The 26,791-nt window shown below is 42.1% G+C and carries 25 protein-coding genes; 20 read left to right on the top strand and 5 right to left on the bottom strand.

Annotation, left to right across the window (positions count from 1 at the left end):
• The first annotated feature begins 172 nt into the window (after nucleotides 1-172).
• Together Q0203_RS09065 and Q0203_RS09070 are read left to right on the top strand one after the other, a co-directional pair.
• The gene (locus Q0203_RS09065; RefSeq protein WP_255345154.1) at nucleotides 173-361 is read left to right on the top strand and encodes a zinc-binding dehydrogenase; all 189 of its coding nucleotides are present in this window, start codon (nucleotides 173-175) and stop codon (nucleotides 359-361) included.
• 11 nt (nucleotides 362-372) lie between these two features.
• Complete coding sequence (locus Q0203_RS09070) at nucleotides 373-1,413, top strand: LLM class flavin-dependent oxidoreductase (protein ID WP_021616411.1); 1,041 nt, start codon at nucleotides 373-375, stop codon at nucleotides 1,411-1,413.
• 31 nt (nucleotides 1,414-1,444) lie between these two features.
• On the opposite strand, the gene Q0203_RS09075 is transcribed toward Q0203_RS09070, so the two are convergent.
• Entirely contained in the window at nucleotides 1,445-2,347 is a 903-nt protein-coding gene (locus Q0203_RS09075) for a LysR family transcriptional regulator (protein WP_297931701.1), read from the bottom strand.
• Between the two features lie 127 nt (nucleotides 2,348-2,474).
• On the opposite strand from Q0203_RS09075, the gene hchA reads away from it, so the two are divergent.
• Nucleotides 2,475-3,338 (top strand): glyoxalase III HchA, encoded by an 864-nt coding sequence (gene hchA / locus Q0203_RS09080; protein ID WP_297931705.1) that lies wholly within the window; start codon nucleotides 2,475-2,477, stop codon nucleotides 3,336-3,338.
• Between the two features lie 172 nt (nucleotides 3,339-3,510).
• Here the strand turns inward: hchA and Q0203_RS09085 are convergent, their stop codons facing one another.
• Both Q0203_RS09085 and grcA read right to left on the bottom strand, forming a co-directional pair.
• The gene (locus Q0203_RS09085) at nucleotides 3,511-3,780 is read right to left on the bottom strand and encodes an antibiotic biosynthesis monooxygenase (RefSeq protein WP_297931708.1); all 270 of its coding nucleotides are present in this window, start codon (nucleotides 3,778-3,780) and stop codon (nucleotides 3,511-3,513) included.
• A 394-nt stretch (nucleotides 3,781-4,174) separates the two neighbouring features.
• A complete protein-coding gene (gene grcA / locus Q0203_RS09090; RefSeq protein WP_021616414.1) occupies nucleotides 4,175-4,558 on the bottom strand; it encodes an autonomous glycyl radical cofactor GrcA in 384 nt (127 codons plus the stop codon).
• Nucleotides 4,559-4,843: 285 nt separating this feature from the next.
• Between grcA and ung the strand changes: the two genes are divergently transcribed.
• The 13 genes from ung to mdh all read left to right on the top strand — a co-directional run bounded on the left by ung (nucleotide 4,844) and on the right by mdh (nucleotide 18,198).
• Nucleotides 4,844-5,512 (top strand): uracil-DNA glycosylase, encoded by a 669-nt coding sequence (gene ung, locus Q0203_RS09095; RefSeq protein WP_297931711.1) that lies wholly within the window; start codon nucleotides 4,844-4,846, stop codon nucleotides 5,510-5,512.
• A 31-nt stretch (nucleotides 5,513-5,543) separates the two neighbouring features.
• Nucleotides 5,544-6,320: a peroxide stress protein YaaA gene (gene yaaA / locus Q0203_RS09100; protein ID WP_297931714.1), complete on the top strand. Its 777-nt coding sequence runs from the start codon at nucleotides 5,544-5,546 to the stop codon at nucleotides 6,318-6,320.
• A gap of 5 nt (nucleotides 6,321-6,325) precedes the next feature.
• Complete coding sequence (locus Q0203_RS09105) at nucleotides 6,326-6,886, top strand: hypothetical protein (protein ID WP_033002630.1); 561 nt, start codon at nucleotides 6,326-6,328, stop codon at nucleotides 6,884-6,886.
• A complete protein-coding gene (locus tag Q0203_RS09110; protein ID WP_297931717.1) occupies nucleotides 6,886-7,806 on the top strand; it encodes a cation diffusion facilitator family transporter in 921 nt (306 codons plus the stop codon). The genes Q0203_RS09105 and Q0203_RS09110 overlap by 1 nt, the downstream gene beginning before the upstream one ends.
• A gap of 50 nt (nucleotides 7,807-7,856) precedes the next feature.
• Entirely contained in the window at nucleotides 7,857-8,822 is a 966-nt protein-coding gene (gene pfkA, locus Q0203_RS09115; protein WP_297931720.1) for a 6-phosphofructokinase, read from the top strand.
• A gap of 219 nt (nucleotides 8,823-9,041) precedes the next feature.
• Nucleotides 9,042-10,169: an acyl-CoA dehydrogenase family protein gene (locus tag Q0203_RS09120; protein ID WP_297931723.1), complete on the top strand. Its 1,128-nt coding sequence runs from the start codon at nucleotides 9,042-9,044 to the stop codon at nucleotides 10,167-10,169.
• A gap of 13 nt (nucleotides 10,170-10,182) precedes the next feature.
• Nucleotides 10,183-10,989, top strand: a complete 807-nt coding sequence (locus tag Q0203_RS09125) for a PhnD/SsuA/transferrin family substrate-binding protein (RefSeq protein ID WP_297931726.1) — start codon at nucleotides 10,183-10,185, stop codon at nucleotides 10,987-10,989.
• A gap of 53 nt (nucleotides 10,990-11,042) precedes the next feature.
• Entirely contained in the window at nucleotides 11,043-12,212 is a 1,170-nt protein-coding gene (locus tag Q0203_RS09130; protein WP_297931729.1) for a cobalamin-independent methionine synthase II family protein, read from the top strand.
• Nucleotides 12,205-12,669, top strand: coding sequence for an OsmC family protein (locus tag Q0203_RS09135; protein WP_297931732.1), 465 nt, complete (start codon nucleotides 12,205-12,207; stop codon nucleotides 12,667-12,669). Before Q0203_RS09130 ends, Q0203_RS09135 begins: the two co-directional genes overlap by 8 nt.
• A gap of 253 nt (nucleotides 12,670-12,922) precedes the next feature.
• On the top strand, nucleotides 12,923-14,950 hold the full coding sequence (locus tag Q0203_RS09140) for a BCCT family transporter (RefSeq protein WP_297931735.1): 2,028 nt from the start codon (nucleotides 12,923-12,925) through the stop codon (nucleotides 14,948-14,950).
• 203 nt (nucleotides 14,951-15,153) lie between these two features.
• The gene (gene lolA, locus Q0203_RS09145; RefSeq protein ID WP_297931738.1) at nucleotides 15,154-15,771 is read left to right on the top strand and encodes an outer membrane lipoprotein chaperone LolA; all 618 of its coding nucleotides are present in this window, start codon (nucleotides 15,154-15,156) and stop codon (nucleotides 15,769-15,771) included.
• Between the two features lie 12 nt (nucleotides 15,772-15,783).
• Nucleotides 15,784-17,121, top strand: a complete 1,338-nt coding sequence (locus Q0203_RS09150; protein ID WP_297931741.1) for a replication-associated recombination protein A — start codon at nucleotides 15,784-15,786, stop codon at nucleotides 17,119-17,121.
• A gap of 141 nt (nucleotides 17,122-17,262) precedes the next feature.
• A complete protein-coding gene (gene mdh, locus Q0203_RS09155; RefSeq protein WP_297931744.1) occupies nucleotides 17,263-18,198 on the top strand; it encodes a malate dehydrogenase in 936 nt (311 codons plus the stop codon).
• Nucleotides 18,199-18,274: 76 nt separating this feature from the next.
• Here mdh and fdhD read toward each other — a convergent pair whose 3' ends face one another.
• Nucleotides 18,275-19,078 (bottom strand): formate dehydrogenase accessory sulfurtransferase FdhD, encoded by an 804-nt coding sequence (gene fdhD, locus Q0203_RS09160; RefSeq protein WP_297931759.1) that lies wholly within the window; start codon nucleotides 19,076-19,078, stop codon nucleotides 18,275-18,277.
• A 266-nt stretch (nucleotides 19,079-19,344) separates the two neighbouring features.
• Here fdhD and fdnG point away from each other — a divergent pair, with 266 nt between their 5' ends.
• From fdnG to Q0203_RS09175, 3 genes are read left to right on the top strand one after another with little or no spacing between them, the layout of a single operon-like run.
• Nucleotides 19,345-22,428 (top strand): formate dehydrogenase-N subunit alpha, encoded by a 3,084-nt coding sequence (fdnG, locus tag Q0203_RS09165; RefSeq protein WP_297931747.1) that lies wholly within the window; start codon nucleotides 19,345-19,347, stop codon nucleotides 22,426-22,428.
• A gap of 1 nt (nucleotide 22,429) precedes the next feature.
• Nucleotides 22,430-23,362, top strand: a complete 933-nt coding sequence (gene fdxH, locus Q0203_RS09170; RefSeq protein WP_297931750.1) for a formate dehydrogenase subunit beta — start codon at nucleotides 22,430-22,432, stop codon at nucleotides 23,360-23,362.
• On the top strand, nucleotides 23,355-24,071 hold the full coding sequence (locus Q0203_RS09175) for a formate dehydrogenase subunit gamma (RefSeq protein ID WP_033002614.1): 717 nt from the start codon (nucleotides 23,355-23,357) through the stop codon (nucleotides 24,069-24,071). Before fdxH ends, Q0203_RS09175 begins: the two co-directional genes overlap by 8 nt.
• 95 nt (nucleotides 24,072-24,166) lie before the next feature.
• Here Q0203_RS09175 and Q0203_RS09180 read toward each other — a convergent pair whose 3' ends face one another.
• Nucleotides 24,167-25,099 carry a Kdo(2)-lipid IV(A) acyltransferase gene (locus tag Q0203_RS09180; RefSeq protein WP_297931753.1) on the bottom strand — a complete coding sequence of 311 codons (933 nt, stop codon included), beginning with the start codon at nucleotides 25,097-25,099 and terminating at the stop codon, nucleotides 24,167-24,169.
• A gap of 116 nt (nucleotides 25,100-25,215) precedes the next feature.
• Between Q0203_RS09180 and hldE the strand changes: the two genes are divergently transcribed.
• Nucleotides 25,216-26,646 (top strand): bifunctional D-glycero-beta-D-manno-heptose-7-phosphate kinase/D-glycero-beta-D-manno-heptose 1-phosphate adenylyltransferase HldE, encoded by a 1,431-nt coding sequence (gene hldE, locus Q0203_RS09185; RefSeq protein ID WP_297931755.1) that lies wholly within the window; start codon nucleotides 25,216-25,218, stop codon nucleotides 26,644-26,646.
• Nucleotides 26,647-26,791: the final 145 nt, after the last annotated feature.

A 26,791-nucleotide genomic window follows, 5' to 3' on the forward strand; every position in this document is an offset into this window, starting at 1 on the left:
GCGAAACCATTTGATCATATGACAAGATGTGTATCCACCTTAACTTAATGATTTTGATAAAAATCATTAGGGGATTCATCAGCGCAGAGCATCGGGTTTATTTATATTATTCCTTTTTTCAGAATAGTTTATTCGCATTTTATGCATTTTAACTCATGATAGTCGGCGTATAATACAAGTAAATCATCAAAGAGCGGTCAGAATTAACGAGCTCTGGGAAAAACTCGGCAACGGTGAAATCGGCAAACCGATTATTCATCAAGTATTTGATTTTAAAGACGTAGCAAAAGCCCATATAGAAATGGACAAAGGCACGCATATTGGGAAAGTGATGTTGGATTTCACTTTGCTCAATCAATAAGGAGAAACACCATGAAACTTTCTATTCTCAATCTTGCCCCCGTTCGTGAAGGGCAAACTTATGCGCAAGCGGTCGATTCGATGGTGAATCTTGCAAAACACGCGGAGCGCATTGGCATTGAACGCTATTGGATTGCTGAGCATCATAATATGAAAAATTTGGTGAGTTCAGCGACCGCACTTTTAATTCAGCATACGCTAGCCAATACGAAGACCTTGCGCGTGGGCTCAGGTGGCGTGATGTTACCGAATCATTCGCCTTATGTGGTGGCTGAGCAATATGGCACACTGGAGACGCTTTATCCAAACCGTGTTGAACTCGGTTTAGGCCGTGCACCAGGAACGGATATGCAAACGGCTGCAGCACTTCGTCGTGGACGAAACAGTCTGGATTTCCCTGCGGAAATCGCGGAACTTCGAGGTTACTTTAAAGATAGCAATCCTGTTTCAGCTTACCCTTCCGCAGGCTTGGATATACCGTTTTATATTTTAGGATCCAGTACCGAAAGTGCCTATCTTGCGGCAGAGCTTGGTTTGCCTTATGCCTTTGCTTCACACTTTGCACCACGCATGATGGAAATGGCGGTGGAGATTTATCGCAAAAACTTCAAACCCTCTACCTATCTTACTGAGCCTTATGTCATCTTAGGTGTGAACGCGATTGTTGCCGAAACCGATAATGAAGCGAGACAACTGGCGACAACACAAACACTATTTTTCTTAAATGTGGTCACTAACGCGCAACAAAATTTACAACCGCCTTTGGCATCAGAGGAAGATGTTTGGAAAGCTCAAATGCACGCTCAAAAGAAACCGCACTTTGGTCCAGTCGATTTCGAGGAAATCCCGATTTACAACCAAGAACGTGCCGTAGTAGAACAAATGACCGCTTGTTCGCTTATCGGTAGTCCTGAAAGCGTAGAATTTCAACTCAAGCAATTACGCGAACGGGTACATTTTGATGAAATTATGGCAGTGAGCTATATTTTTGATGAACAAAAGCAAGCCCAATCTTACACGATGTTGAAAGCGATTGTGGATAAGCAATCGTGAAACAAAAATGGCGAGATTATCTCGCCATTTTTTATGTCTGAACTATTTTTGCTAACAAAATCTCTTTCAGCCTGTTATACACCCACATCACCCGCTCTGCGACGATCGTTTGATATGGTCGGTATAAATAAAGCTGCCATTTTTGCTTTTCAATTTCGGGGAAGAGTTCCACCAATCGATCATTTTCTAAATAGGGATCACAAACGCTGTTTATAAGATAAGAACAAGTGCGCCCAGCGAGAGCTGATTGCAATTCGCTTTGCACGTCAGAGGCGAAGAATATCGCTCTGTTGGGCATAAAACGTTGTTCAGCGTTGATTTGCCATTGCCAAATACGTTTCAGTTTGGGGTCAATCAAACCACTCAGTGGATAATTTTGGGCTAAATCTTGCAAATCTTTAGGGAAATCCAATCGCTTGAGTAAGGCGGGCGAGGCGACAATTTTTTCCGAAAAAGTGCAGATATGCTGCGCCACCCAATCCAACTCAGGTTCTTGGCAAATTCGCAAGCCAATGTCAATTTGGTCATCTACACTTTTGAGCTTATCAATGCCCACTCGCCAATCAATCGCAATGTCGGGATAGGGCTCAAGTGCGGTCAATAATTCAAACAGAATTTCATCGTTGTAAGGCATCGGCGGCAGGGTAATCCGAACTACACCTTGCATTGCTTTTTCTTTTACATTGTTTTTAGCAAATAGCTGTTCGCCTTCCGCCAAGTATTGCGTGGCCTTTGGTAAAAATTGCTCGCCAAATTCGGTGAGTTTGATGTTTCGCGTGTTACGCTTGAACAGGCTTTCGCCTAATAACGTTTCGAGATCGGCAATCATTTTCGTGACTACTTGGGGCGAAACGGCAAGGCGTTGAGCGGTTTCACGGAAATTAAGGGTTTCCGCAGCGGAGCAAAAATAACGAAGAGCTTCTAATTTATTCATCATTATTCCTTTTTTCAGAATAGTTTATTCTTATTCTATTAATTTTCAAACTGAAAGACTAGGATATAATGCCCCCATTACAACAAACAATCTTTTTTAAACATTCTTTTAACATTAGTAGAAAAAAATGGCAGATTTAAAAAGCCCAGTAGCAGACCGTGCAGAACATAACGCATTTTTCCCATCAGAATACTCATTAAGCCAATATGTGGCGAAAAAAACGGATTTCGACGGTTTTAAATTCGACAAACCTTACACAGGTGGCAAATACAAAATTTTAATGGTGGCTTCTGACGAACGCTATTTAGAAATGAAAAACGGCAAATTATTTTCAACGGGTAACCACCCTGTGGAAACGATGTTGCCAATGTTGCATATTCACCACGCTGGTTTTGAAATTGAAGTGGCAACCCTTTCAGGTAACTCGGTAAAATTTGAAATGTGGGCGATGCCAACCGAAGATGAAGCGGTGATGGGCTTATACGAAACCTACTTGCCGAAATTCAAAAATCCACACAAATTAGCGGATATTTTGGCGGAAGTCACAGCGGAAGATTCTCCATATTTAGGTGTGTTGATCCCGGGTGGTCACGCAGCATTACACGGTCTTCCGTTCAGTACCGATATGAAGGCGGTGTTAAATTGGGCGTTTGCAAATGATAAATATATCATCAGCTTATGTCACGGACCTGCAGCATTTTTAGCAGCAAGCATAGGCGAAAAACCGGAAGATTTCCCATTCAACGGCTATGAAATCTGCGTATTCCCAGATGCGTTAGACGAAGGTGCTAACGTGGATATCGGCTACATTCCGGGCAAATTACAATGGTTATTAGCGGAACGCTTAGAATCTTTAGGCATGAAAGTATTGAACGAAGGCATTACAGGTCAAGTGAACAAAGACCGCAACGTGCTCACCGGCGATAGCCCACTTGCGTCTAACAATTTAGGCATTTTAGCTGCCGAGGAGTTGTTAAAAGCCGTCGCTTAATCGCCCTTCTCCTTCTTGAAATAACATAAAGTGCGGTCGAAAAACACCATGAATTTCGACCGCACTTTTTACGTTTGTGCAAGCTTATCTGCCACTTGCATTAAAAACCAGGCTGCCTTTGTAGACCAAATAGGTCGGACGGATTTCGATACTTTGCTTATCCTGCAACACCTCATTGGTGTGCCGTATAAGTCTCATCGTTGGCGTAGATTTCAAAGAACACCCAACGATTCGATTGTTCTTTCACCATAGCGACATACATCGCCGACACACCCGGCTCCACTTTCAGGGATTGCGTCATTTCCGGCAACACCATGGCTTTAAATTTCTCATTTTCCGACGGCTTCACGTTCACAATGACCAAATTGGGACGGGTTTCATTCGTTTGTTGCACTTGGATTGTAAATTCAAGGGTTAAAAAGAGCGGTGGAAAAAACAACATTTTTTACTTTAATACGTTCACACCTGTTTTGCGTCTTTGGTTTGTGTGGGGGCAGCATAACTATGGCATACTAGCCAACAGGTGTGTCAGTAACTAATAGATCATCTTCAGGAATAGAAAATGCATCATGGTTTAACTCTATTGATTTTTTCTTAAACATAAGGTTTCATATCCATAATTATTTTACAAACTGCAAGTTCCCCAAAAGTGAGCAACTATGTCTAGCCATGGGTATTTATTACCCACGGATTAAACGTAAGTTTCGTTTCTGACAGCACCCTATACTTTCCGTTTATTTTCACTGCCCAAGTGGTCATACTGAATGATCGGAAAACATGGGGGAAAAAAGCAAAACCCCCGAATTTATCGGGGGTTCTTTTTACTCAATATGAAATTACAAACTTTCAGTGAAAGTACGGGTAATAACATCGCGTTGTTGTTCAGGAGTTAACGAGTTAAAACGCACGGCATAACCGGAAACACGGATAGTTAATTGCGGATATTTTTCAGGGTGTTTTACCGCATCTTCTAATGTTTCACGGCGTAATACGTTCACATTTAAGTGTTGACCGCCTTCTACTTTCACAGTTGGTGCGACGTTTACCGGTAATTCACGGTATTCGATTTGACCTAATTCGCTTACGGCAACGATTTGATCTTCCGCGTAATCACCTTTTGCACATAAACAACGGGCTTCACCTTTTTCGCTATCTAACAACCAGAAAGAGTTTAAAAGATTGTCGTTAGCAGCGTGGGTAATTTGGATACCTTTAATCATAAAATGCCTCCTAAGTTTGGCTTTTCTGTATATTAATTGAACTGAGCGGATTCTATCAAAACTTTTGAAGTTTTCAAATAAATTTGATGTAGAACCAAAGTCTTTTTTTAATTATTTTGAGGTATTTGATTTTAATCAATAATATTGCGTCATTTTTCTCTAACATTTCACAGAATTGAGATATTTTTCTTACATTTTAGAAACTAAGAAAGGCAACTTATGGCTATGAATTTTGCCTTAGGTTCTTTATAATTTCCGTCATTCAAAATTGATTGGGACGCCATGATGAGAACTTGGACAGATGTGATTGGACAAGAAAAACAACAGCCTTATTTCCAGCACGTTTTGCAGCGAGTTCACGCAGAACGGGAGGTCGGTAAAATCATTTATCCGCCGGCGCATGATGTGTTTAACGCGTTCAAGTTAACCGAATTTGATCAAGTCAAAGTGGTGATTTTAGGGCAAGATCCTTACCACGGGCCAAATCAGGCGCATGGCTTGTCTTTCTCCGTTAAACCCGGTATCAAACCGCCACCGTCCTTGTTAAATATGTATAAAGAATTGTCCGATGACATTGAAGGCTTTCAAATGCCGAATCACGGTTATTTAGTGGAATGGGCACAGCAAGGCGTGTTATTGCTTAACTCGGTTTTAACCGTAGAACAGGGTTTAGCCCATTCCCACGCCAATTGGGGGTGGGAAATTTTCACCGATAAAGTGATTGAAGCCTTGAATCAACATCGCGAAAATCTGGTCTTTCTATTATGGGGTAGCCCGGCACAGAAAAAAGGGCAATTCATTGATCGCCACAAGCATTGCGTTTTAACCGCGGTGCATCCGTCGCCGCTATCTGCCCATCGTGGCTTTTTCGGCTGCCGCCATTTTTCGAAAACCAACGCCTATTTACAACAACAGGGTATTGCCCCGATTAATTGGCAATTAAGCGCGCTTTAGCGTTGTTATCAGAACCATTACAGGATTGTTTATGTTAGCCATTATTTCACCTGCGAAGACATTAGATTTTGAAAGCGCAGTCCCTAAAAAACTCCCGCATTTTCAACCGCACTTTTTAACACAAAGCCAACAACTGATCGATATTTGCCGTGAGCTGACACCGGCAGACATCGGCTCATTAATGTCAATCAGCGATAAACTCGCGGGACTTAATGCCGCCCGTTTTGCCGAATGGCAACAAAACCATAACGAACACAATGCCAAGGCGGCAGTTTATGCGTTCAAAGGTGATGTTTACACCGGATTAGAGATTGAATCCCTCAACGAAGAAGATGTGTTATTTGCCCAGCAACACTTGCGTATTTTATCCGGCTTATATGGCTTATTAACGCCATTAGATTTAATCCAGCCATACCGTTTGGAAATGGGGACAAAACTCGCTAACCCGAAAGGCAAGGATTTATATGCGTTCTGGAAGGGCGTCATCACTCCGGTGTTACAACAAGCAATTGATGAACAAGGTAGCGTTTTAATTAATTTAGCCTCTGATGAATATTACAAATCGGTGCAAGAGCAACAATTAAAAGCGCAGATTATCAAACCGATCTTCTTAGATAACAAAAATGGGAAGTATAAAGTGATTAGCTTCTATGCTAAAAAGGCACGCGGCTTAATGTGTCGTTATCTCATTCAACATCGCCTTAGCGACGTAGAACAGCTCAAGGAATTTGACCTTGGCGGCTACTGGTTTGACAGCGCGGCATCTACTCAAACAGAATTTGTCTTTAAACGGGATTTGGCGGAATAAACATGATGAAAAAAATACTTGTTATTTTAACCGCACTTTTTTTATCGGCCTGTGTCAGCCCACCGCAACTTAATGCGCCTGAAACGGTAGAGCACAACAAGAAAACCTATCACTTAGCCACGAAACAGGATCTGGAGTCGGTCGTTCGTTATTTTTATGTCTTACCGAACGAAAGCGCACAGCATTGGCAAAGTGCGGTGGAAATTTTGTTAGATCGTAACAAACAAAAACGCACTTTACAGGAACGTATTGACTGGCGTAAACGGATTTATACTAACACCGGGATAAAAAATTTCCACCTCTATGCTCAGGATAATACGCTTTATGCTTATGTGATTTATGAGCCTTCTGTAGAAAATAAAGATTGGCAAATTGATGTGGCGAAAGGTAAAGAGCTGCCGTTTTGTGGCTTTGTGCAATATCAATATTCATTAAAGATTCCTAAAAATCATAAGATGATGAATATGAACGGAAAACGGGTTATTAACCACCTGAAAAAATACGTGGTGGAAAAAGAAATGAAACAGTTAATGAAAGCCGATTGGCTGTTATCGTGTAAAGCTTAATGTCTGCTGTAGAATATTCCGCGCAAGTCAAAAAAGCGGCCAATTTTGCCATTATCACGGCGTTGATTTTGATTATTGCGAAAGGCATCGCTTGGTGGCAAACCGGTTCGGTGAGTATGTTAGCCTCTATCACCGATTCCATGTTGGATTTGCTGGCATCGTTTATGAATATGCTGATCTTGCGATTTGCGCTCATGCCGGCGGATCACAACCATTCTTTTGGGCATGGCAAGGCGGAATCCCTGGCTTCGCTCGTGCAAAGTGCGTTTATTTCCGGTTCGGCGATTTTCTTGTTACTGCAAGGCATACACCGTTTTAATTCCCCGCAAACCTTGAACAATACAATACTGGGTATGTTGGTCACCGTATTTTCCATTTTTGCGACACTATTATTAGTGTGGTATCAAGGACGCGTAATTGAACAAACAGATAGCCCGGCAATTAAAGCGGATCGGTTGCATTATCAAACAGATTTGCTGATGAACTTTGCCATTTTGATTTCCTTAGGCTTAAGTGTGCACGGTATTTTATGGGCAGATGCAGTTTTTGCGATTTTAATCTCCCTTTATATTTTATTAAATGCAGCCAAAATGCTGTTTAGCTCAACACAGTTGTTGCTTGATCAAATGTTACCGCCGGAGGAAATTGAACAAATTCACGCCGTACTTAATCAAGAAATTGCTCAAGATTCAAGAATGCTCGGTTTCCATGCGCTACGAACTCGTCGTTCCGGTGCCATTCGTTTTATTCAGTTTCACTTAGAATTAGCCGATGAACTGTCTTTTATTGAAGCCCATGATATCACCGAACATTTGGAACGTTGCCTATGTAAGACATTTCCGCGCAGTGATATTGTGATTCATCCGGAACCCACATTTGTTGTGCAACAGGAAATGCAGTTAGATAAAAAAGTGATATAATTTATACAGTTTTTAACATTCATTCTTTTATATTTTAATAGGAATAACGCATGATCAAAAAAATTGCAGTACTAACAAGTGGCGGCGACGCTCCGGGCATGAATGCGGCAATTCGCGCAGTGGTTCGCGCAGGGTTGTCTGAAGGGTTAGAAGTTTATGGTATCTATGACGGCTATTATGGCTTATACCATAACAATATTAAGCAATTAACCCGTTATAGCGTATCTGACATTATCAACCGCGGCGGCACCTGTTTAGGTTCTGCCCGTTTTCCGGAATTTAAAAATCCTGAGGTCCGCGCCAAATGCGCCGATATTTTACGTTCTCACGGCATTGATGCTCTCGTTGTTATCGGCGGGGACGGTTCCTACATGGGGGCGAAATTATTGACCGAAGAACACGGTTTCCCATGCGTTGGGATTCCGGGGACAATCGATAACGACGTTGCCGGCACCGACTATACCATCGGCTACCAAACTGCCTTAGAAACAGCAGTTGAAGCGATCGACCGTTTACGTGATACCTCCAGTTCCCACCAACGTATTTCTATCGTAGAAATCATGGGGCGCCACTGCAGCGACCTTACCATTTCAGCTGGGATTGCCGGTGGTTGTGAATATATCGTGGCTTCCGAAGTGGAATTTAACCGCGAAGAACTGATTCGCCAAATTGAACGCAGTATCATTAAAGGTAAACGCCATGCAATTATTGCGATTACCGAGTTAATTTGTGATGTGAATGAGTTAGCAAAAGAAATTGAAGAACGCGTTCACCATGAAACTCGCGCCACCATTTTAGGCCATATCCAACGTGGCGGTACACCATGTGCATTCGACCGTATCCTCGGCTCCCGCATGGGCGTTTATGCGATTGACTTGTTGCTGCAAGGTAAAGGCGGCTATTGCGTTGGGATTCAAAATGAACAGCTGGTTCACCACGATATTATCGATGCGATAAATAATATGCGCCGTGAATTTAAAGCAGATTGGTTAAAAATGTTCAAACGTTTAGACTAAGCTCAATCGCGTATTTGAGAACGTCAAAGTGCGGTTAAAATTCATGGTGTTTTTTGACCGCACTTTTTCCCCGTGAATCTTCACGGTCTAAAAAAACATGATCCACATCACATTACTGAAATTATTGTGAATTAAATACTAGAAAAAAGAAATTGCGCCGATAGTATAATAATATCGGCCTCGTAGAAAGTTTTTCTCAACACACAATAAGGATATATTATGTCGCAAATCTATACTCAGGTGAGAAAGTTAGCGGAACAGTTTATTGAGCCTTACGCCGACGAACTCGATCAAAAAAAAGAATTTCCTGTTCAGGCATTTAAGGAATTAGGTAAAGCCGGTTGGTTTTCACTTTTAATTCCAAAAGAATACGGCGGAATGGGATTAACCCTAAAAGAACACGCTGAAGTCTGTATGGCATTAGCTGAAAGTTCAGCCTCTGCAGGTCTCTGTTACATGATGAGTAACGTTGCAGTGAATTGTTTAAATCTATTCGGCAGCGATCAACTCAAACAAAAAATCTTTTCTGATATTGTTCAAAATCAAACCTTTGCCGCACTCGCCTATAGTGAATTAGGCACGGGGACTCACTTCTATATTACCGATGCAACCGCACAATTTAATGCTGAACATGCAGTATTTAATGGCTTAAAATCCATGGTGACATCGGGCAATTATGCCTCTTATTATTTAGCGCTTTTGCCTTCCGAAAATGGTGAAGCTATTGATAACTGGGTGCTTCCACTTGGCACTCAAGGCTTAACTTTTGAAGCCGATAGCTGGAATGGCTTAGGTATGCGTAGCAATGTCTCTTGCTTTATGCGCATGACCGATATGCCATTAGATCGTAGCTGGCGTATTGGCGAAGTTGGCACAGGCGCAGAACAAGTATTTGGTGGCATTGCGCCAGCCTTTATTTGTGGTTTGGCAGCTGTCTATAGCGGCGTATGTAAAGCCGTGCTTACTGAGGCAATTAAACATTCAACACACCGTAAATACACATCGGGCACTGCATTAGCTGAAATTGAAACCGTGCAAATTCACTTAGCTAAAATCTATGCAAACACAAACGCTGCTGTATGTGCTACGCGAGATGCGGCTCGTGCAGCCACAGAAGGTGATGCAGATGCATTAGCTAAATTATTAGCTGCCCGAATTCTCGCGAGCGAAAACGCTATTGCTCTTGCTCAAATTGGTATGCGTATTGGCGGTGGCAAGGCTTATAACAAAATGGGACCAATGGAACGCTATTTACGCGATGCATTAGCAAGCCAAGTGATGGCGCCAAGTGTCGATGTGCTAAATATTTGGTTAGGTAAAGCCATTACAGGTCAACAAATTCCATAAAGTGCGGTGAAAAATGAGTGAGAAATTAAAAATTGGGGCGGTCATCTACGCTCCACAAGTGACGGTTATTTGGGGCATTATTGCTGACTTTTTCGAAAAAGAAGGTTTCCCTATTGAACCCGTGTATTTCAAAGACTACAAAGGGCAAGTTGATGCGTTACTCAATAATGAAATTGATGTAGCGTGGAATTCTCCCCTAGCTTGGCTAGATGGTTACTTACGTAGTGGTGGTAAAACCTTAAATGGTGCAATGCGTGATACCGACCAAGATCGTCAAAGCTATTTAGTTGTTAATGATCCAACTATCCAATCTATTGAAGATTTAAAAAATAAAACTATTGCTTTTGGTGCAATTGATTCTCCACAAGCGCGGTTAATTCCTATCGAGTTTTTACATCAACATGGCTTGGAATTTGGTCAAGGTTATGTAGAAAAACGCTTTGATGTGGGTGTTGGTTTGCACGGCGATCATGTAGGCGGTGAATTAGATGCAGCTAATGCATTAAAAGATCGCCAAGTCGCGGCAACATGGATGTTAGATTTCAACTTTGAACGTTGGACAAAAGATGGCACACTCGATCCAGCAACAGTTCGAGTACTCGCAAAAACACCATCATTTGACCATTGTATTTTTAGTGGACGCGTGGGATTAGATGAAACCAAATTCAATGCATTCACCGAAACCTTGTTCAAAATGGATTACAACAATCCAGAACATAAAGAAATGATGGATTTGGAAGGATTAAAACGTTGGGTTGCGGGTAGAACAAAAGGTTTTGCTCAATTACAAGCTGCCAATGAATATTTAAAATTCTTTTAAGATCAATATGTCATGATGGGCGTGCGATAAACGCCCATCATTGTGGATTTTCTATGAAACCTTTCACTACTTCCCTTTTAGGCTCAATGCCTCGTAGCCAAGCACTTTTGATGGCGCGTAAAAAGCACGCACTCGGTAAAATAACCACAGCAGAGCTTGAGCAAATCGTTGTTCAAGAAACAAAACAAATTGTCGAACTTCAACAACGTACTGGCATTGATATTATCACGAGTGGCGAATTACTTCGCGACAATTACCTTTCTTTTATTGCACAAAAAATTCAAGGCGCGACCTTAATGAGCATGAGTGAAATGCTCGATCACATTAAAGAAAAGCAAATTTTTGAGTCAATGCTAGAAACCTTGGATGTTCCCGCACTTTCCATAAAAAATGCTATTTGCGTGGGAAAAATCAGATACAAACAATCTTTAGTCGCAGATGAAATGCTACTACTAAAAAATCTAACCAAGCAACCAATTAAAGCAACCTTGCCAGGGCCTTACTTAATGGCTCGCTCCATGTGGCTTTCGCCTGTGTCTGGACAACATTATTCATCAAAAGAAGAAATGGCAAAAGATGTTGTTACTATCTTAAAGCAAGAAATTGATCATTTATGTAAACTGGGCGTCAGTGTAGTTCAATTTGATGAGCCTATTTTGACAGAAGTTATTTTTAGCCATCATCAAACACGTTCATTTATGTGTGCAGCGTTAAGCGAAAAACAAGATTTTGCATCAGAACTACAGTTTGCAAAAAGTTTAATTACTCAAATCTTTGAGTATGCAAGAAATAAAAATATCAAGACGGCATTACATGTATGTCGTGGCAACTGGAGCAAAGATGAAAGCGTATTACTGCGCGGACCTTATACATCATTAGTGGATTTATTTGAATCGGCATTACCTGACATTTTAATGCTCGAATTTTCTACGCCAAGAGCGGGAGAATTAAGTTCGTTGTTAGAAAGTGAAATATTAAGACAAAAATGTATTTTAGGCTTAGGCGTCATCAATCCTCGTTCTGATGAGGTAGAAACCGTAGATCAGATTGTTCAACGAGCAGAAAAAGCCTTAAATTACCTTCCACCAGAGCAAATTTGGCTAAATCCAGATTGTGGATTTGCCACTTTTTCTAACCGCCCTTTAAATGGATTTGACATTATTGAAGCCAAACTTAAGGTGTTAAATGAGGCAAAATCAATATTGAGGGAACGTTATGTATAACGTACCTGAAAGTGAATGTTTTACAGCGAAATATCGAGCCGTATTACGCGGAGAAGAAATTAAATTATTCACACCGAATGACAGTATTTCGCTCTATTCACAAGTCAATTTCGATAACCAATCGTTACAAAAAAGTGCGGTGGATTATTTCGCTGTTTCTATTTTAGGGGGCATTTTGAGCAGTGTAAAAGCACATTTTGCTCAACAACGAGCCGATATTGTAGAAATGGAAGGAAAAATTTGGCTAAACCTCGCCAATCCTTTAACCTTACTTGGTGTGCATGGTTATGATGAACCTCCACACATAACCGATTGTAAAATTAAAATTTTTATTTCATCTGATTTAGATGATCAGACGTTTGATAAGCTTACTGAAGCTGCATTAAGAAATTGTTTTATCTACAACACATTAAATAAAACGTTTTCTTTTACTGTCTTGTTTGAGCAAGTTTTGTAATTCATTATATCAGTTAAAAATACGAATTAAATTAAATACCATCAATATTTTCCTAATTTGAAATAATTGGTATTTTTTGATACCATAAATGCAATTTTGGAAACAATCCACTCAAATCCTACCGAGCGTTTCCTTCAAAATCGCACTTCTCCGTGCTGTCATTTGCGATGGTTCCATCGCACTATTTAGGGCTTAATGCCTTGTTTTATTTAATCTGATTTTATTTTTATTCACTTAATTTAAGGGGAAAGCATTGTCTTTATCTAAATTTATGGAAAAGCAAACGTCGTTCAATCCTTTAGTGATTGGTGCTACGTTATTTTTTGTGGTGTTACTCGTTGCGATGATTTTAATCGCACCGGAACAAACGCAAACTTTATTAAATGCTGCCAAATTGGGCATTTTTGCCAACTTTAGTTGGTTTTACGTATTAGCATTCTCAGTGTTTTTAGGCTTTTTAGTCATTTTATCAGTCAGTAGCCTAGGTAATATCAAATTAGGCAATGATGAAGAAGAGCCTGAATTCGGTTTTCTCTCTTGGTTAGCGATGTTATTTGCTGCCGGTATGGGTGTAGGGTTGATGTTCTTTGGTGTAGCTGAACCCTTAACGCATTACTTATCTGATATTACCACAGGTAGCGCAGAGCATAAGCAACAAGAAGCCTTGCTACACACCTTATTCCACTGGGGAATTCATGCCTGGGCGGTGTATGGCACGATTGCGTTGGCATTGGCTTACTTTGGATTCCGTTACAAATTACCTTTGGCATTACGCTCTTGTTTCTATCCATTATTGAAAGAGCGTATTAATGGCAAGTTAGGCGATCTTATCGACATAATGGCGCTACTTGCTACCTTATTCGGTATCATCACAACGTTAGGTTTCGGTGCTTCTCAATTGGTGGCTGGCTTACATCAATTAGGCTGGATTAGTGAAAATAGCTTTAGTCTGCAAATTATCGTGATTGCCGCGGTAATGAGTTTAGCGACATTTTCCGCGATTTCTGGCGTAGGAAAAGGAGTAAAAATCTTAAGTGAGCTGAATTTAACATTAGCTTTCTGCTTGTTGATTTTCGTGTTAGTGGCAGGTCCGACACTTTATTTGTTATCCGCTTTTAGCGACAACATCGGAACGTACCTCAGCAACTTAGTACAATTAACCTTCAAAACCTATGTTTATGAACAAGAACATACTGGTTGGTTTAGCGGTTGGACGATTTTGTATTGGGCATGGTGGTGTTCTTGGGCACCATTTGTCGGTTTATTTATTGCTCGTATTTCAAAAGGACGTACAATTCGTGAATTTATTTTCGGCGTGTTGGTAATTCCTAGCTTGTTCGGTGTTTTGTGGTTTACCGTATTTGGTAACACGGCTATTTGGTTAAATGATGGTGAGGCTGCTGGTGCGTTAGGACAAATGATTTCTTCACCTGAAACGTTGCTCTTTAAATTCTTAGATTATTTACCGCTTTCTGGTGTGACGGGTTTAGTGAGTTTGGTGGTGATTTCTTTATTCTTTATCACCTCAGCAGACTCCGGTATTTATGTATTAAATAACATTGCATCACGTGATAAAAGCCTTGCAGCACCACGTTGGCAAGCGGTGATGTGGGGCGTATTAATGTCAGTTGTCGCCATTGTTTTGATGCAATCAGGTGGTTTGGCAAATCTACAGGCAATGACATTGTTAGTGGCGTTACCTTTTGCCATGTTGATGTTGTTGATGTGTTTTAGTCTATGGAAAGGCTTGAATGCGGATAAAAAATATTTTGATACCAAAGTTAATCCAACCAGTATTTTCTGGACGGGGGATAAGTGGAAAGAACGTTTGGAACAAATGATGAACCAAACGCAAGAAAAAGATATTTTGCGATTCCTTAAGCATACGGTATTACCGGCTATGCGAGAATTACGCCAAGAGTTGATTAGCAAATATGACTTGAGCGTGCAAATTAACACGTTATTTGATCAAGATGAGCCTGCAGTCGAGTTAGTCATTCAGAAAGAGTTGATGCGAGACTTCATGTACGGGGTAAAATCTATTGGTCGCGAGGTGTCAGAGCAATTAATCAATGATGATAACTTGCCACATATCCAACATAGCATGACCTATGAGCCATACACCTATTTCTTTGATGGACGAGTGGGTTATGATGTGCAATATATGGATCAAGACGAATTGATTGCTGATATGTTGAAACATTATGAACGCTACTTAAGTTTGCTAGATGACGTTGGTCAAGAATTAATGACACACGAGCAAACAGAACTAGCTGAATAATAAGACTAAAGTGCGGTTAAAATTCATGGTGTTTTTTGACCGCACTTTTTGTTTTATGTCAATCTGAATCTGTGTGAACGCACAAGAAATGCATTGCTGATTTTGCATTTCGTCAGGTGATCTGGCTATAATGCGCCACATGTAAAACCGCGTTGGCGGTAATTCCGTCTTCCTGACGCATTGTGTTAAAAAGGAATTATGTTATGAAAAAAATACGCCAAAAACTCACCGCACTTTCTCTTTTTGCGATGGCCTCTATGGTGTGGGCAAATGCCGATATTGAGTTACAAAATCGCTTAAATAAAGTGAGTGTATTGAGTGCGGATTTTGCCCAAACGGTGATGTCGGCAAACGGCAGCAACGTACAACAAGGTAATGGAAAATTACGAATCAAACGTCCGAATTTGTTCCGCATGGACACCAAATCGCCGCAAGAAACCCAAATTATTGCCGATGGGAAAACCCTTTGGTTTTATGACCCGTTTGTGGAACAAGTGACGGCCAATTGGGTAAAAGATGCGGTAAATAATACGCCGTTCGTGTTGCTCACCAGTAATGACAAAAGCCATTGGGCGCAATATACGGTGGAACAAAAAGATGACAGGTTCGTGTTAAAACCGAAAGCCAAAAACAGCAATATCAAGCAATTTGATATTCGTATCGATCCAAATGGCGTATTAAAAGGTTTTAGTACCATTGAGAAAGACGGGCAGTCTAATCAATATATTTTGCGCAATATTACCAACCAAAATTTAGATGGCAGTTTGTTTAAATTCACCGTTCCAAAGGGTATAGAATTGGACGACCAACGTAAAAAATAAGCGAATTGAACCATGTCTAATTTTAGCTTTGATTTCAACGAAAATGACTTTCGCCCTTTAGCCGCCAGAATGCGCCCAACTACTTTGGCGCAATATTGCGGCCAGTCGCATTTATTGGGTGAAGGCAAACCGTTACGCAAAGCCATTGAGGCAGGATACGTCCATTCCATGATTTTCTGGGGGCCACCCGGCACCGGCAAGACCACCTTGGCGGAAATTATCGCGCAACGCATTCAGGCGGAAGTGGAGCGTATTTCCGCCGTCACCAGCGGCATTAAAGAAATTCGCGAAGCTATCGAAAAAGCCAAACAAAATAAGTTGGCGGGTCTGCGTACCATTCTGTTTGTGGACGAAGTGCATCGTTTCAACAAAAGCCAGCAAGATGCCTTTCTGCCGCATATCGAAGACGGCACCATTATTTTTATCGGCGCCACCACAGAAAATCCCTCCTTTGAATTAAATAACGCGCTGCTTTCCCGTGCCCGGGTTTATATTCTCAAACCCCTTTCCACGCAGGAAATTGAGCGTGTGTTGCAACAAGCCATTGATGATCTGGAAAACGGCTTGGGCAAAGTGCGGTTAGATTTGCAGGCGAATTTGTTGTCGCTTTTGGCAGAATATGTCAACGGCGATGCACGCCTTGCGTTGAATTGCCTCGAAATGATGGTGGATATGGCGGTCGAATCGAAAAACGGCAAAATTTTAGACCGCACTTTACTCACGGAAGTCTTAGGTGAACGCCAAGCGCGCTTCGACAAACAAGGCGACCGTTTCTACGATTTCATTTCTGCGCTACACAAATCCATTCGCGGATCCGCACCGGATGCGGCACTCTATTGGTATGCCCGCATTATCACTGCCGGCGGTGATCCCCTTTATGTGGCACGCCGTTTGTTGGCGATCGCCTCGGAAGATGTGGGCAATGCTGACCCGCGCGCAATGCAAGTCGCTCTTGCCGCTTGGGATTGCTTTACCCGCGTTGGTGCTGCTGAAGGCGAACGCGCCATTGCACAAGCTATCGTGTATTTAGCCGTTGCACCGAAAAGCAATGCGGTTTACCTTGCTTTTAAAGCAGCGAAAAAATTGGCGACGGAATCAGCTGATTTTGATGTGCCGGAACACCTCCGCAACGCGCCAACCAATCTCATGAAAGATTTGGGCTTCGGTGCCGAATACCGTTATGCCCACAATGAACCTCATGCCTATGCTGCCGGTGAAAACTACTTCCCACCAGAACTTAAAGACACACAATTTTATTTTCCGACGACAAGAGGGATGGAAATTAAGATTAAGGAGAAGTTGGACTGGTTGCGGGAACAGGATGCTCAGAGTCAGCAAAAACGTTATTAAGCGATTTTCCTCTTTGTATTCGCAGAAAAAATTTGAATTTGCTCACAGATTTGCATTTGCCCGTTTGAATTTAAAAATAGGGGAGCGTACAATTTTCACAAATTTTTAACTATCCATTTCTTACGATATGAGGAGAATGAAATGAAAGTTGCCGTTTTAGGTGCCGCAGGCGGTATCGGTCAAGCATTAGCATTATTGCTAAAACTACAGTTGCCGGCAGGTTCCGAGCTATCACTTTATGATATTGCACCGGTAACCCCGGGCGTTGCTGTGGATGTCAGCCACATTCCGACCGCGGTTAAAGTGGAAGGTTTTGCCGGTGAAGATCCGACACCTGCATTAAAAGGCGCGGATGTCGTGCTGATTTCTGCCGGCGTAGCACGTAAACCGGGTATGGATCGCTCAGATTTATTCAATATTAACGCAGGCATCGTACGCAACTTAATTGAAAAAGTTGCTGTGACCTGTCCAAAAGCGTGCATTGGGATCATTACCAATCCGGTAAATACGACTGTTGCGATTGCAGCAGAAGTTTTGAAAAAAGCCGGTGTTTATGACAAACGTAAATTATTCGGTGTGACCACATTAGACGTGCTTCGTTCTGAAACCTTTGTTGCCGAATTAAAAGGCTTAAACGTTTATCGTACAACCGTGCCGGTAATTGGTGGACACTCCGGCGTGACCATTCTTCCTTTATTATCTCAAGTGCCATACGTGGAATGGAAAGAGGAGGAAATCGAACCATTAACCAAACGTATTCAAAACGCCGGTACTGAAGTGGTAAATGCGAAAGCCGGTGGCGGTTCTGCAACCTTATCCATGGCTCAAGCGGCGGCACGTTTTGCCAATGCGGTAGTACGCGGATTACAAGGCGAAACGGTGGTTGAATGTAGCTATGTGGAAGGCGATGGTAAATATGCTCGCTTCTTTGCTCAACCGGTTCGTTTCGGTAAGGAAGGCGTGGAAGAAATTTTGCCGATAGGCAAACTTAGCGCGTTTGAGCAACAAGCGTTAGACGCGATGTTGCCGACATTGCGTGCAGATATTGAATTAGGCGAAAAATTCGTTAATCCATAATTCAACTGGAAAATAAAAAATCCCCCAAGCTGAAAAGTGCGGGGGATTTTTTTGATAAATCTCATGTTCGAATGAATTAAGGGAGGGGAGTCAGCAATCTTTCTTTACCACTATAGATCGTTGCTCTACCTTCTCGGGCGAACCCAACAAGGGTTAGATTATATTGTTCCGCCATTTGTACGGCGAGGTCCGTTGCGGCAGAAATCGCAACAAGCATTTCAATACCACAAGAAACGGTTTTTTGCACCATTTCATAACTGGCGCGACTGGTGACAACGATAAACCCCCGTGGCGTGTCAGCTTTAGCGTGCCATCCCAATAATTTATCTAATGCCACATGGCGACCGACATCTTCACGAATGGCGAGTAGTTTCCCTTCTGCAGAAAAAAATGCCGCGGCATGTGTGGAGCCGGTTTGCTTGCCAAGTTCTTGTGCCTCATATAATTGTTGCAAGCAAGTATCGAATTGACGGACGTTGAACGTTAAAGTGCGGTCTAATTTTGCAACGTTTTTATATACCTGTTGAATTTGTTCTGCACCGCAAATGCCACAACCGGTGCGTCCGGTTAAGGTTCGTCGGTGATCTTTCAATGCTACAAAGCAGCGGGTTGCCAGTTCAATTCTGGCTTCTATGCCGTTACACACTTCCTCGATATCAATGCCATAAATATCCGCCGGCTTGTCGATAATGCCTTCTGTGAGGGAAAAGCCCATGGCAAAATCCTCTAAATCTCGTGGTGAACACATCATGACGGTATGGGCGATGTCGTTATACACGAGGGCAACAGGTATTTCTTTCGCCAAGGTATCCTGTCTTTCGGTGACGATGATGTCACTGTCCGATGTCGCCGGATTTGTTAAATTTTTGATAAAATTAATTGTTCTTTTTGTGATCCAACTCAATTTTTTTTGTCCTTTTAATTATTAGTGATTATAGATTTATGTTTGAAAAATAGGTATTCTAGCGCACGCTAACGAATAGATAGATCGTATCTCTTGTTACGTTAGGTTTAGTCTCGGTGGCGTTTAATTGTAATACTATTTTAACAAAATCGATGACTAAGTTATCTACTCAAATGTGATTTATAACTATTAAACATTAAACAAAGATCAACAACAAGTTTTGTTGATTGTGGGGAGTATTTATGCAGATCTCAAGAAGAAAATTCTTCAAGGTCTGTGCTGGCGGTATGGCCGGAACATCCGTTGCGATGTTAGGTTTTGCACCGTCCACAGCCTTAGCTGCACCACGCGAATACAAACTATTGCGTGCGAAAGAATCGCGTCAAACCTGTACATATTGTGCCGTAAGCTGCGGTATGTTGATGTATAGTACAGGTATTCCATCTAATACATTAAGCGGCCATACCTCAACCAATACCCGCTCTAAATTGTTCCATATCGAAGGTGACCCGGATCATCCGGTCAGCCGTGGGGCATTATGTCCGAAGGGTGCCGGTGCCTTAGACTATATCAATAGTGAAAGCCGTGCGTTATACCCTGAATATCGTGCACCGGGTTCCGATAAATGGGAACGCATTTCTTGGCAAGATGCAATTAAACGCATTGCCCGTCTAATGAAAGATGACCGTGATGCCAACTTCGTTGAAAAAGATGCAAGTGGCAAAACGGTTAACCGTTGGACAACCACAGGGATTATGACCGCCTCCGCCATGAGCAACGAGGCCGCACTACTGACTCATAAATGGGTGCGGATGTTGGGCATGGTGCCGATGTGTAACCAAGCGAATACTTGACACGGACCAACGGTAGCAAGTCTTGCTCCATCATTTGGTCGCGGTGCCATGACAAATAACTGGGTTGACATCAAAAACGCCAATCTTATTCTTGTTCAAGGGGGTAACCCTGCTGAAGCCCACCCTGTTGGCTTCCGTTGGGCAATTGAAGCGAAGAAAAACGGTGCGAAACTCATCGTAGTTGACCCGCGCTTTAACCGTACGGCTTCTGTAGCTGACTTTCATGCGCCAATTCGTTCCGGTTCTGATATTGCATTCTTAATGGGTGTGATCCGTTACTTATTGGAAACTAATCAAATTCAACACGAATACGTTAAACACTACACCAATGCGTCCTTCTTAGTGGATGAAGGTTTCAAATTTGAAGATGGTTTATTTGTGGGCTTTGATGAAGAAAAACACACTTACGATAAATCTAAATGGAACTACCAATTCGATGAAAATGGCCATGCTAAACGTGATATGACCTTACAAGATCCACGCTGTGTGATTAATATCTTGAAAGATCACGTTTCTCGCTATACGCCGGAAATGGTTGAACGTATCACCGGTGTGAAACAAAAAACCTTCTTACAAATCTGTGAAGAAATTGGTAAAACCTCTGCACCGAATAAAACCATGACGCACTTATATGCGTTAGGCTTTACCGAGCACACAATCGGTACGCAAAATATTCGTTCTATGGCGATGATCCAATTGCTCCTAGGTAATATGGGTATGCCGGGTGGTGGTATTAATGCATTACGTGGACACTCCAACGTACAAGGTACAACGGATATGGGCTTATTGCCGATGTCTTTACCGGGTTATATGCGTTTACCAAACGACAAAGATACCTCTTATGAGCAGTATATCAATGCGATTACACCGAAAGATATCGTACCAAACCAAGTAAACTATTATCGTAATACCTCGAAATTCTTCGTGAGTATGATGAAAACGTTCTATGGTGATAAAGCCACCAAAGAAAACGGTTGGGGTTTCGATTTCTTGCCGAAAGCAGACCGCTTATACGACCCTATCACGAATGTTAAGTTAATGAATGAAGGCAAGTTAAACGGTTGGATCTTACAAGGTTTCAACGTATTAAACTCATTACCGAACAAGAACAAAACCGTTGCCGGTATGAGCAAATTAAAATACTTAATCGTGATGGATCCGCTTCAAACTGAATCTTCTGAATTCTGGAAAAACTTTGGCGAATCAAATAACGTGAATTCTGCTGAAATCCAAACAGAAGTGTTCCGCTTGCCAACCACTTGTTTCGCAGAAGAAGACGGTTCTATTGTCAACTCTGGTCGTTGGGCGCAATGGCATGAAAAATCTTGCGACCAACCGGGCGAAGCATTACCGGATGTGGATATTCTTTCGATGATTCGTGAAGAAATGCACGAGCTCTATAAGAAAGAAGGCGGTCGCGGTATTGAATCTTTTGAAGCCATGACATGGAATTATGGTATTCCTCACTCACCAAGTGCGGAAGAATTAGCCAAAGAATTAAATGGTTATGCACTTGAAGATCTGTATGATGCTAACGGCAATTTAATGTACAAAAAAGGTCAATTACTCAGTGGCTTTGCACACTTGCGTGATGACGGTACAACCTCTGCCGGTAACTGGTTATATACCGGTCAGTGGACAGAAAAAGGTAATCAAACTGCAAACCGTGATAACTCTGACCCATCCGGTTTAGGCTGTACTTTAGGTTGGGGCTTTGCATGGCCGGCAAACCGCCGCGTTCTTTATAACCGTGCTTCATTGGATATTAACGGTAACCCTTGGGATAAACACCGTCAATTAATTAAATGGAATGGTAAAAACTGGAACTGGTTTGATGTCGCTGACTATGGCACACAACCACCAGGTTCTGACACCGGTCCATTTATTATGTCCGCAGAAGGTGTAGGGCGTTTATTTGCGGTAGATAAAATTGCAAATGGTCCGATGCCTGAGCATTATGAACCGATCGAAAGTCCGATTGATACTAACCCACTGCATCCAAGTGTAGTCTCTGATCCGACAATTCGTATTTATAAAGAAGACCGTGAATTTATCGGCTCAAATAAAGATTTCCCATATGTGGCAACCACTTATCGTTTAACCGAGCATTTCCACAGTTGGACGGCACAATCTGCGTTAAATATCATTGCACAACCACAACAATTTGTGGAAATCGGTGAAAAATTGGCGGCAGAAAAAGGCATCCAAAAAGGTGATATGGTGAAAATTACTTCTCGCCGTGGCTATATTAAAGCTGTTGCAGTGGTAACGAAACGTTTGAAAGATTTAGAAATCGATGGACGTACCGTACACCATGTGGGTCTTCCGATTCACTGGAATATGAAAGCCTTAAATGGTAAAGGTAACCGTGGATTCTCTACTAATACCTTAACACCATCTTGGGGTGAGGCAATCACGCAAACACCAGAATACAAAACATTCTTGGTAAATATCGAAAAGGCGGAGGCATAATATGGCAGGAACTGCTCAAGGCGTTCAAACGCAAGATATTATTAAGATCTCCGCAACGTCCGGTTTAACGCCGGCACCGCATGCGCGTGATCATAAAGTTGAAGTGGCAAAACTCATTGACGTAACAACCTGTATCGGTTGTAAAGCTTGTCAAGTGGGTTGTTCAGAATGGAATGATATTCGTTCTGACGTTAATGCACAATGTGTGGGGATCTACGATAACCCGGTAGATCTCAATGCAAAAGCATGGACAGTGATGCGCTTTAACGAAGTAGAAGAAAACGATCGTTTAGAATGGTTAATTCGTAAAGATGGCTGTATGCACTGCCAAGAGCCGGGCTGCTTAAAAGCCTGTCCGGCACCGGGTGCAATTATCCAATATGCAAACGGTATTGTGGATTTCCAATCTGATAAATGTATTGGTTGTGGTTACTGTATCGCAGGCTGTCCGTTCAACATTCCACGTATGAATCCGGAAGACAATCGTGTGTACAAATGTACCCTTTGTGTTGACCGTGTTTCTGTGGGACAAGAACCGGCTTGTGTGAAAACCTGTCCGACCGGTGCAATTCGTTTCGGCTCTAAAGAAGAAATGAAAGTCTATGCGGAAAAACGCATCGCTGATCTTAAAGCACGTGGCTATGAAAATGCCGGTCTTTACGATCCGGAAGGTGTGGGTGGCACACACGTGATGTATGTGTTACATCATGCGGATAAACCTGAATTGTATTCCGGTCTTCCGAAAGATCCGCAAATCGACCCAAGCATTACTTTATGGAAAGATATCTTGAAACCGGTTGCTGCGGTTGCCATGGGCGGTTTAGCCTTGGCTGAAATTGGTCACTACTTAACGGTGGGCCCAAACGTAGAAGAAGATGTGGAAGATCATCACCATGAATTTGAAGAAGCAGACAAAGGAGGCAAAGATGAGTAAGATTGAGATTAGTAATGATACTCGAATCATTCGTCATAGAACGCCTGCGCGTTTAAGCCACTGGCTACTTGTTATCTGCTTCTTTATGACGATGTTCACCGGTGTGGCATTTTTCTTCCCGGACTTTGCGTGGCTAACTGAGATTTTAGGGACACCACAATTGGCTCGGGCAATCCACCCGTTCACCGGTATCTTAATGTTCTTTGCCTTTATTTATCTCGGCTATCTTTACTGGGATCATAATATTCCGGAGAAGAACGATATTCGTTGGGCAAAAGGGATGTTGGAAGTCTTAAAGGGAAATGAGCACGCTGTTGCTGATAACGGCAAGTATAACCTGGGTCAAAAAATGTTATTCTGGACATTAAATTTGGCAATGGTAACCTTGCTTGTGACCGGCATTATTATGTGGCGTCAATATTTCTCGCATTATTTCTCTATCCCAGTATTGAGAATTGCGATTCTTCTTCACTCTGCGAGTGCATTCATGTTGTTCACCGGTATCTTAGTGCATATGTATATGGCATTTTGGGTGAAAGGTTCCATTCGTGGCATTGTTGAGGGTTGGGTAACTGTTCGCTGGGCGAAAAAACACCACCCGAAATGGTATCGTGAAGAAGTGCTTTCTAAACTTGAAGAAGACCTGAAAAATGAAGCTGAAGGTAAGCAAGTGAAAGCCAAAGCATTGTTCAAAGGCATTAATGGCTAACTAGAACAGACATCAATCAACACATAAAACAAAGTGCGGTTAAAAAACAAAATGGATTTTAACCGCACTTTTTTTATGAGAAATATTGTTAAAGTTTATTCACTATAGAGGTTTTCTTCATTCGGTTGCGTCTTAAAACGACGATGTAACCACATATATTGTTCAACCCCCTTCATAATCTCTTTCTCAATCACTTGATTCATTCTTGCTGCAATTTCAGTTTCATCATGCAAATCAGAAAAATCCACCGGCGGAGAGATGGTGACCGTATAGCCGGAATTATCTGCGTTTCTAAGCGGCGCGAAAGGAATCACTTTACTGTTTGGAGAAGACTTTAATAAGTAATAACTGCCGGTTGTTGTTGCAGCATGAGGAACCGCAAAGAACGGCACGAAAACGGCATTTTTTCGACCATAGTCGTGGTCCGGTGCATACCAAATAATATCGCCATTTCGTATTGCCTTAATCATGCCACGGAGATCTTTACGATCCAGCATTGCTTTATTGGAACGTAATCTCCCTTGTGTTTGAAGCCAATCAAACAATGGGTTGTCGTTAGGGCGATAAACGCCAATGCCCGGTTGATGAATGCCAACAATACGAGCGCCTAATTCCAGCGTTAAAAAATGCACGCCAACGAAAATGATGCCGTCTGCCAAATTGTCTTTTAAATAGTCAAGCCCTTCAATTTTTGACCATTTTTTTATACGACGATCAGACCAAAACCACGCCATACCTGTTTCAATAATCGCCATTCCGGTGGCGCGTAAGTTGGCTTGTAAAATCTGATGAATGTGTTGTTCTGACCAGTCAGGAAAGCAAAGTTCCAGATTACGTTTCGCGATCTTAGCGCGACGTTTGCCCACACCGGTTTTCGCAAACAGCCAACCTAATCCATTGCCAATTTTGCATAAAATAGGGTAGGGCAGAAGTAGAATTAAGCGGAAAATACCGAGAGCGAGCCAAAAGCCCCAGTGTTTGGGATGGAGAAATTCAATTTTAAATGTTGGAAGAACGGATTTTGCCATAAGGATTACAGGGTGACTTCAATAGGTTTTTAGTTTAACGGAATTTTGGGGAAATAGCATTTTTGCTGTGGTAATATTAGCGAAATTTTTATTTCAATCAGTTAAGAGAAAATCAAATGGCTCAATATTCTGCACAATTTAATCAGGCAAAAGTTTTGGTATTAGGCGATGTGATGTTGGATCGCTATTGGTTTGGTGCGACCAATCGAATTTCGCCGGAAGCGCCGGTGCCGGTGGTACGCGTTCAGAAAAATGAAGAGCGTGCGGGCGGTGCAGCAAACGTGGCGATGAACATTGCGTCATTAAATGTGCCGGTACAGTTACTTGGTTTGACCGGTCAGGATGAGGCGGGTGTTGCATTAACCACATTATTACAACAACAAAAAATCGATTGTAACTTTGTCCAATTATCTACCCATCCAACAATTACCAAGTTGCGTATTTTATCCCGTCATCAACAGCTTTTACGTCTTGATTTTGAAGAAGGCTTTCAAAATGTGACAAGCGAAAATTTATTACAAAAATTAGAAAGTGCGGTCAAAAATTACGGTGCTTTAGTGCTTTCGGATTACGGCAAAGGCACCTTAAATGATGTACAAAAAATGATTCAAATTGCGCGTAATGCCAATGTGCCGGTATTGATCGATCCGAAAGGGACGGATTTTGAACGTTATCGTGGAGCCACTTTGTTAACACCGAATATGTCCGAATTTGAAGCGGTCGTGGGGAAATGTCATTCCGAACAAGAGATTATCGACAAGGGTCTGAAACTCATTTCAGACATCAATCTCACCGCACTTTTGGTGACACGTTCTGAAAAAGGCATGACCTTATTGCGTCCAAATCAACCGGTATTCCATTTGCCGACAGAGGCTAAAGAAGTCTTTGATGTGACAGGGGCGGGCGATACGGTGATCAGTGTGCTTGCAATCGCGTTAGCGGATGGCCGTAGTTTTGAAGAGGCCTGTTATTTATCCAATGTGGCCGCCGGTATTGTGGTGGGTAAATTGGGCACATCAACCGTTTCAACCGTCGAGTTGGAAAATGCGATTCATGGGCGAACTACCACTGGTTTTGGCGTGATGAGCGAAGCTGAATTGAAACAAGCCGTTAAATTGGCAAAAGATCGTGGCGAGAAAATCGTGATGACAAACGGGTGTTTTGATATTTTGCATCCTGGTCACGTGTCTTACTTAGAAAATGCCCGTAAGCTAGGTGATCGTTTAATTGTTGCTGTGAATACGGATGAATCGGTAAAACGCTTAAAAGGGGAAGAACGACCGATTAATCATTTAGCCTCGAGAATGGCTGTGCTTGCTGGTCTTTCTTCTGTGGATTGGTTGGTTGCCTTTGATGAAGATACGCCGCAACGTTTAATTGGTGAAGTCTTGCCAGATTTATTGGTGAAAGGCGGTGATTATAAACCGGAAGACATTGCCGGTAGTAAAGAAGTCTGGGCAAACGGTGGCGATGTGAAAGTGTTGAATTTTGAGAATGGTTTTTCCACATCGAACGTGATCAAGAAAATTAAGCATTTGGAGAAATAACGCCAATAAAAAAGCATCATTTATAATCTGCACCCCAGAAGTTGGACTCACTTTTCAACGAATTAAGGTGCAGATTTTTTATTTAACCCCTCGTAGCGTGCAACTTGTTGCACGACCAAACCACGCACGGTACGTTATTTAACCC

This window comes from uncultured Aggregatibacter sp. (assembly GCF_938046485.1).
Lineage (GTDB): Bacteria > Pseudomonadota > Gammaproteobacteria > Enterobacterales > Pasteurellaceae > Aggregatibacter.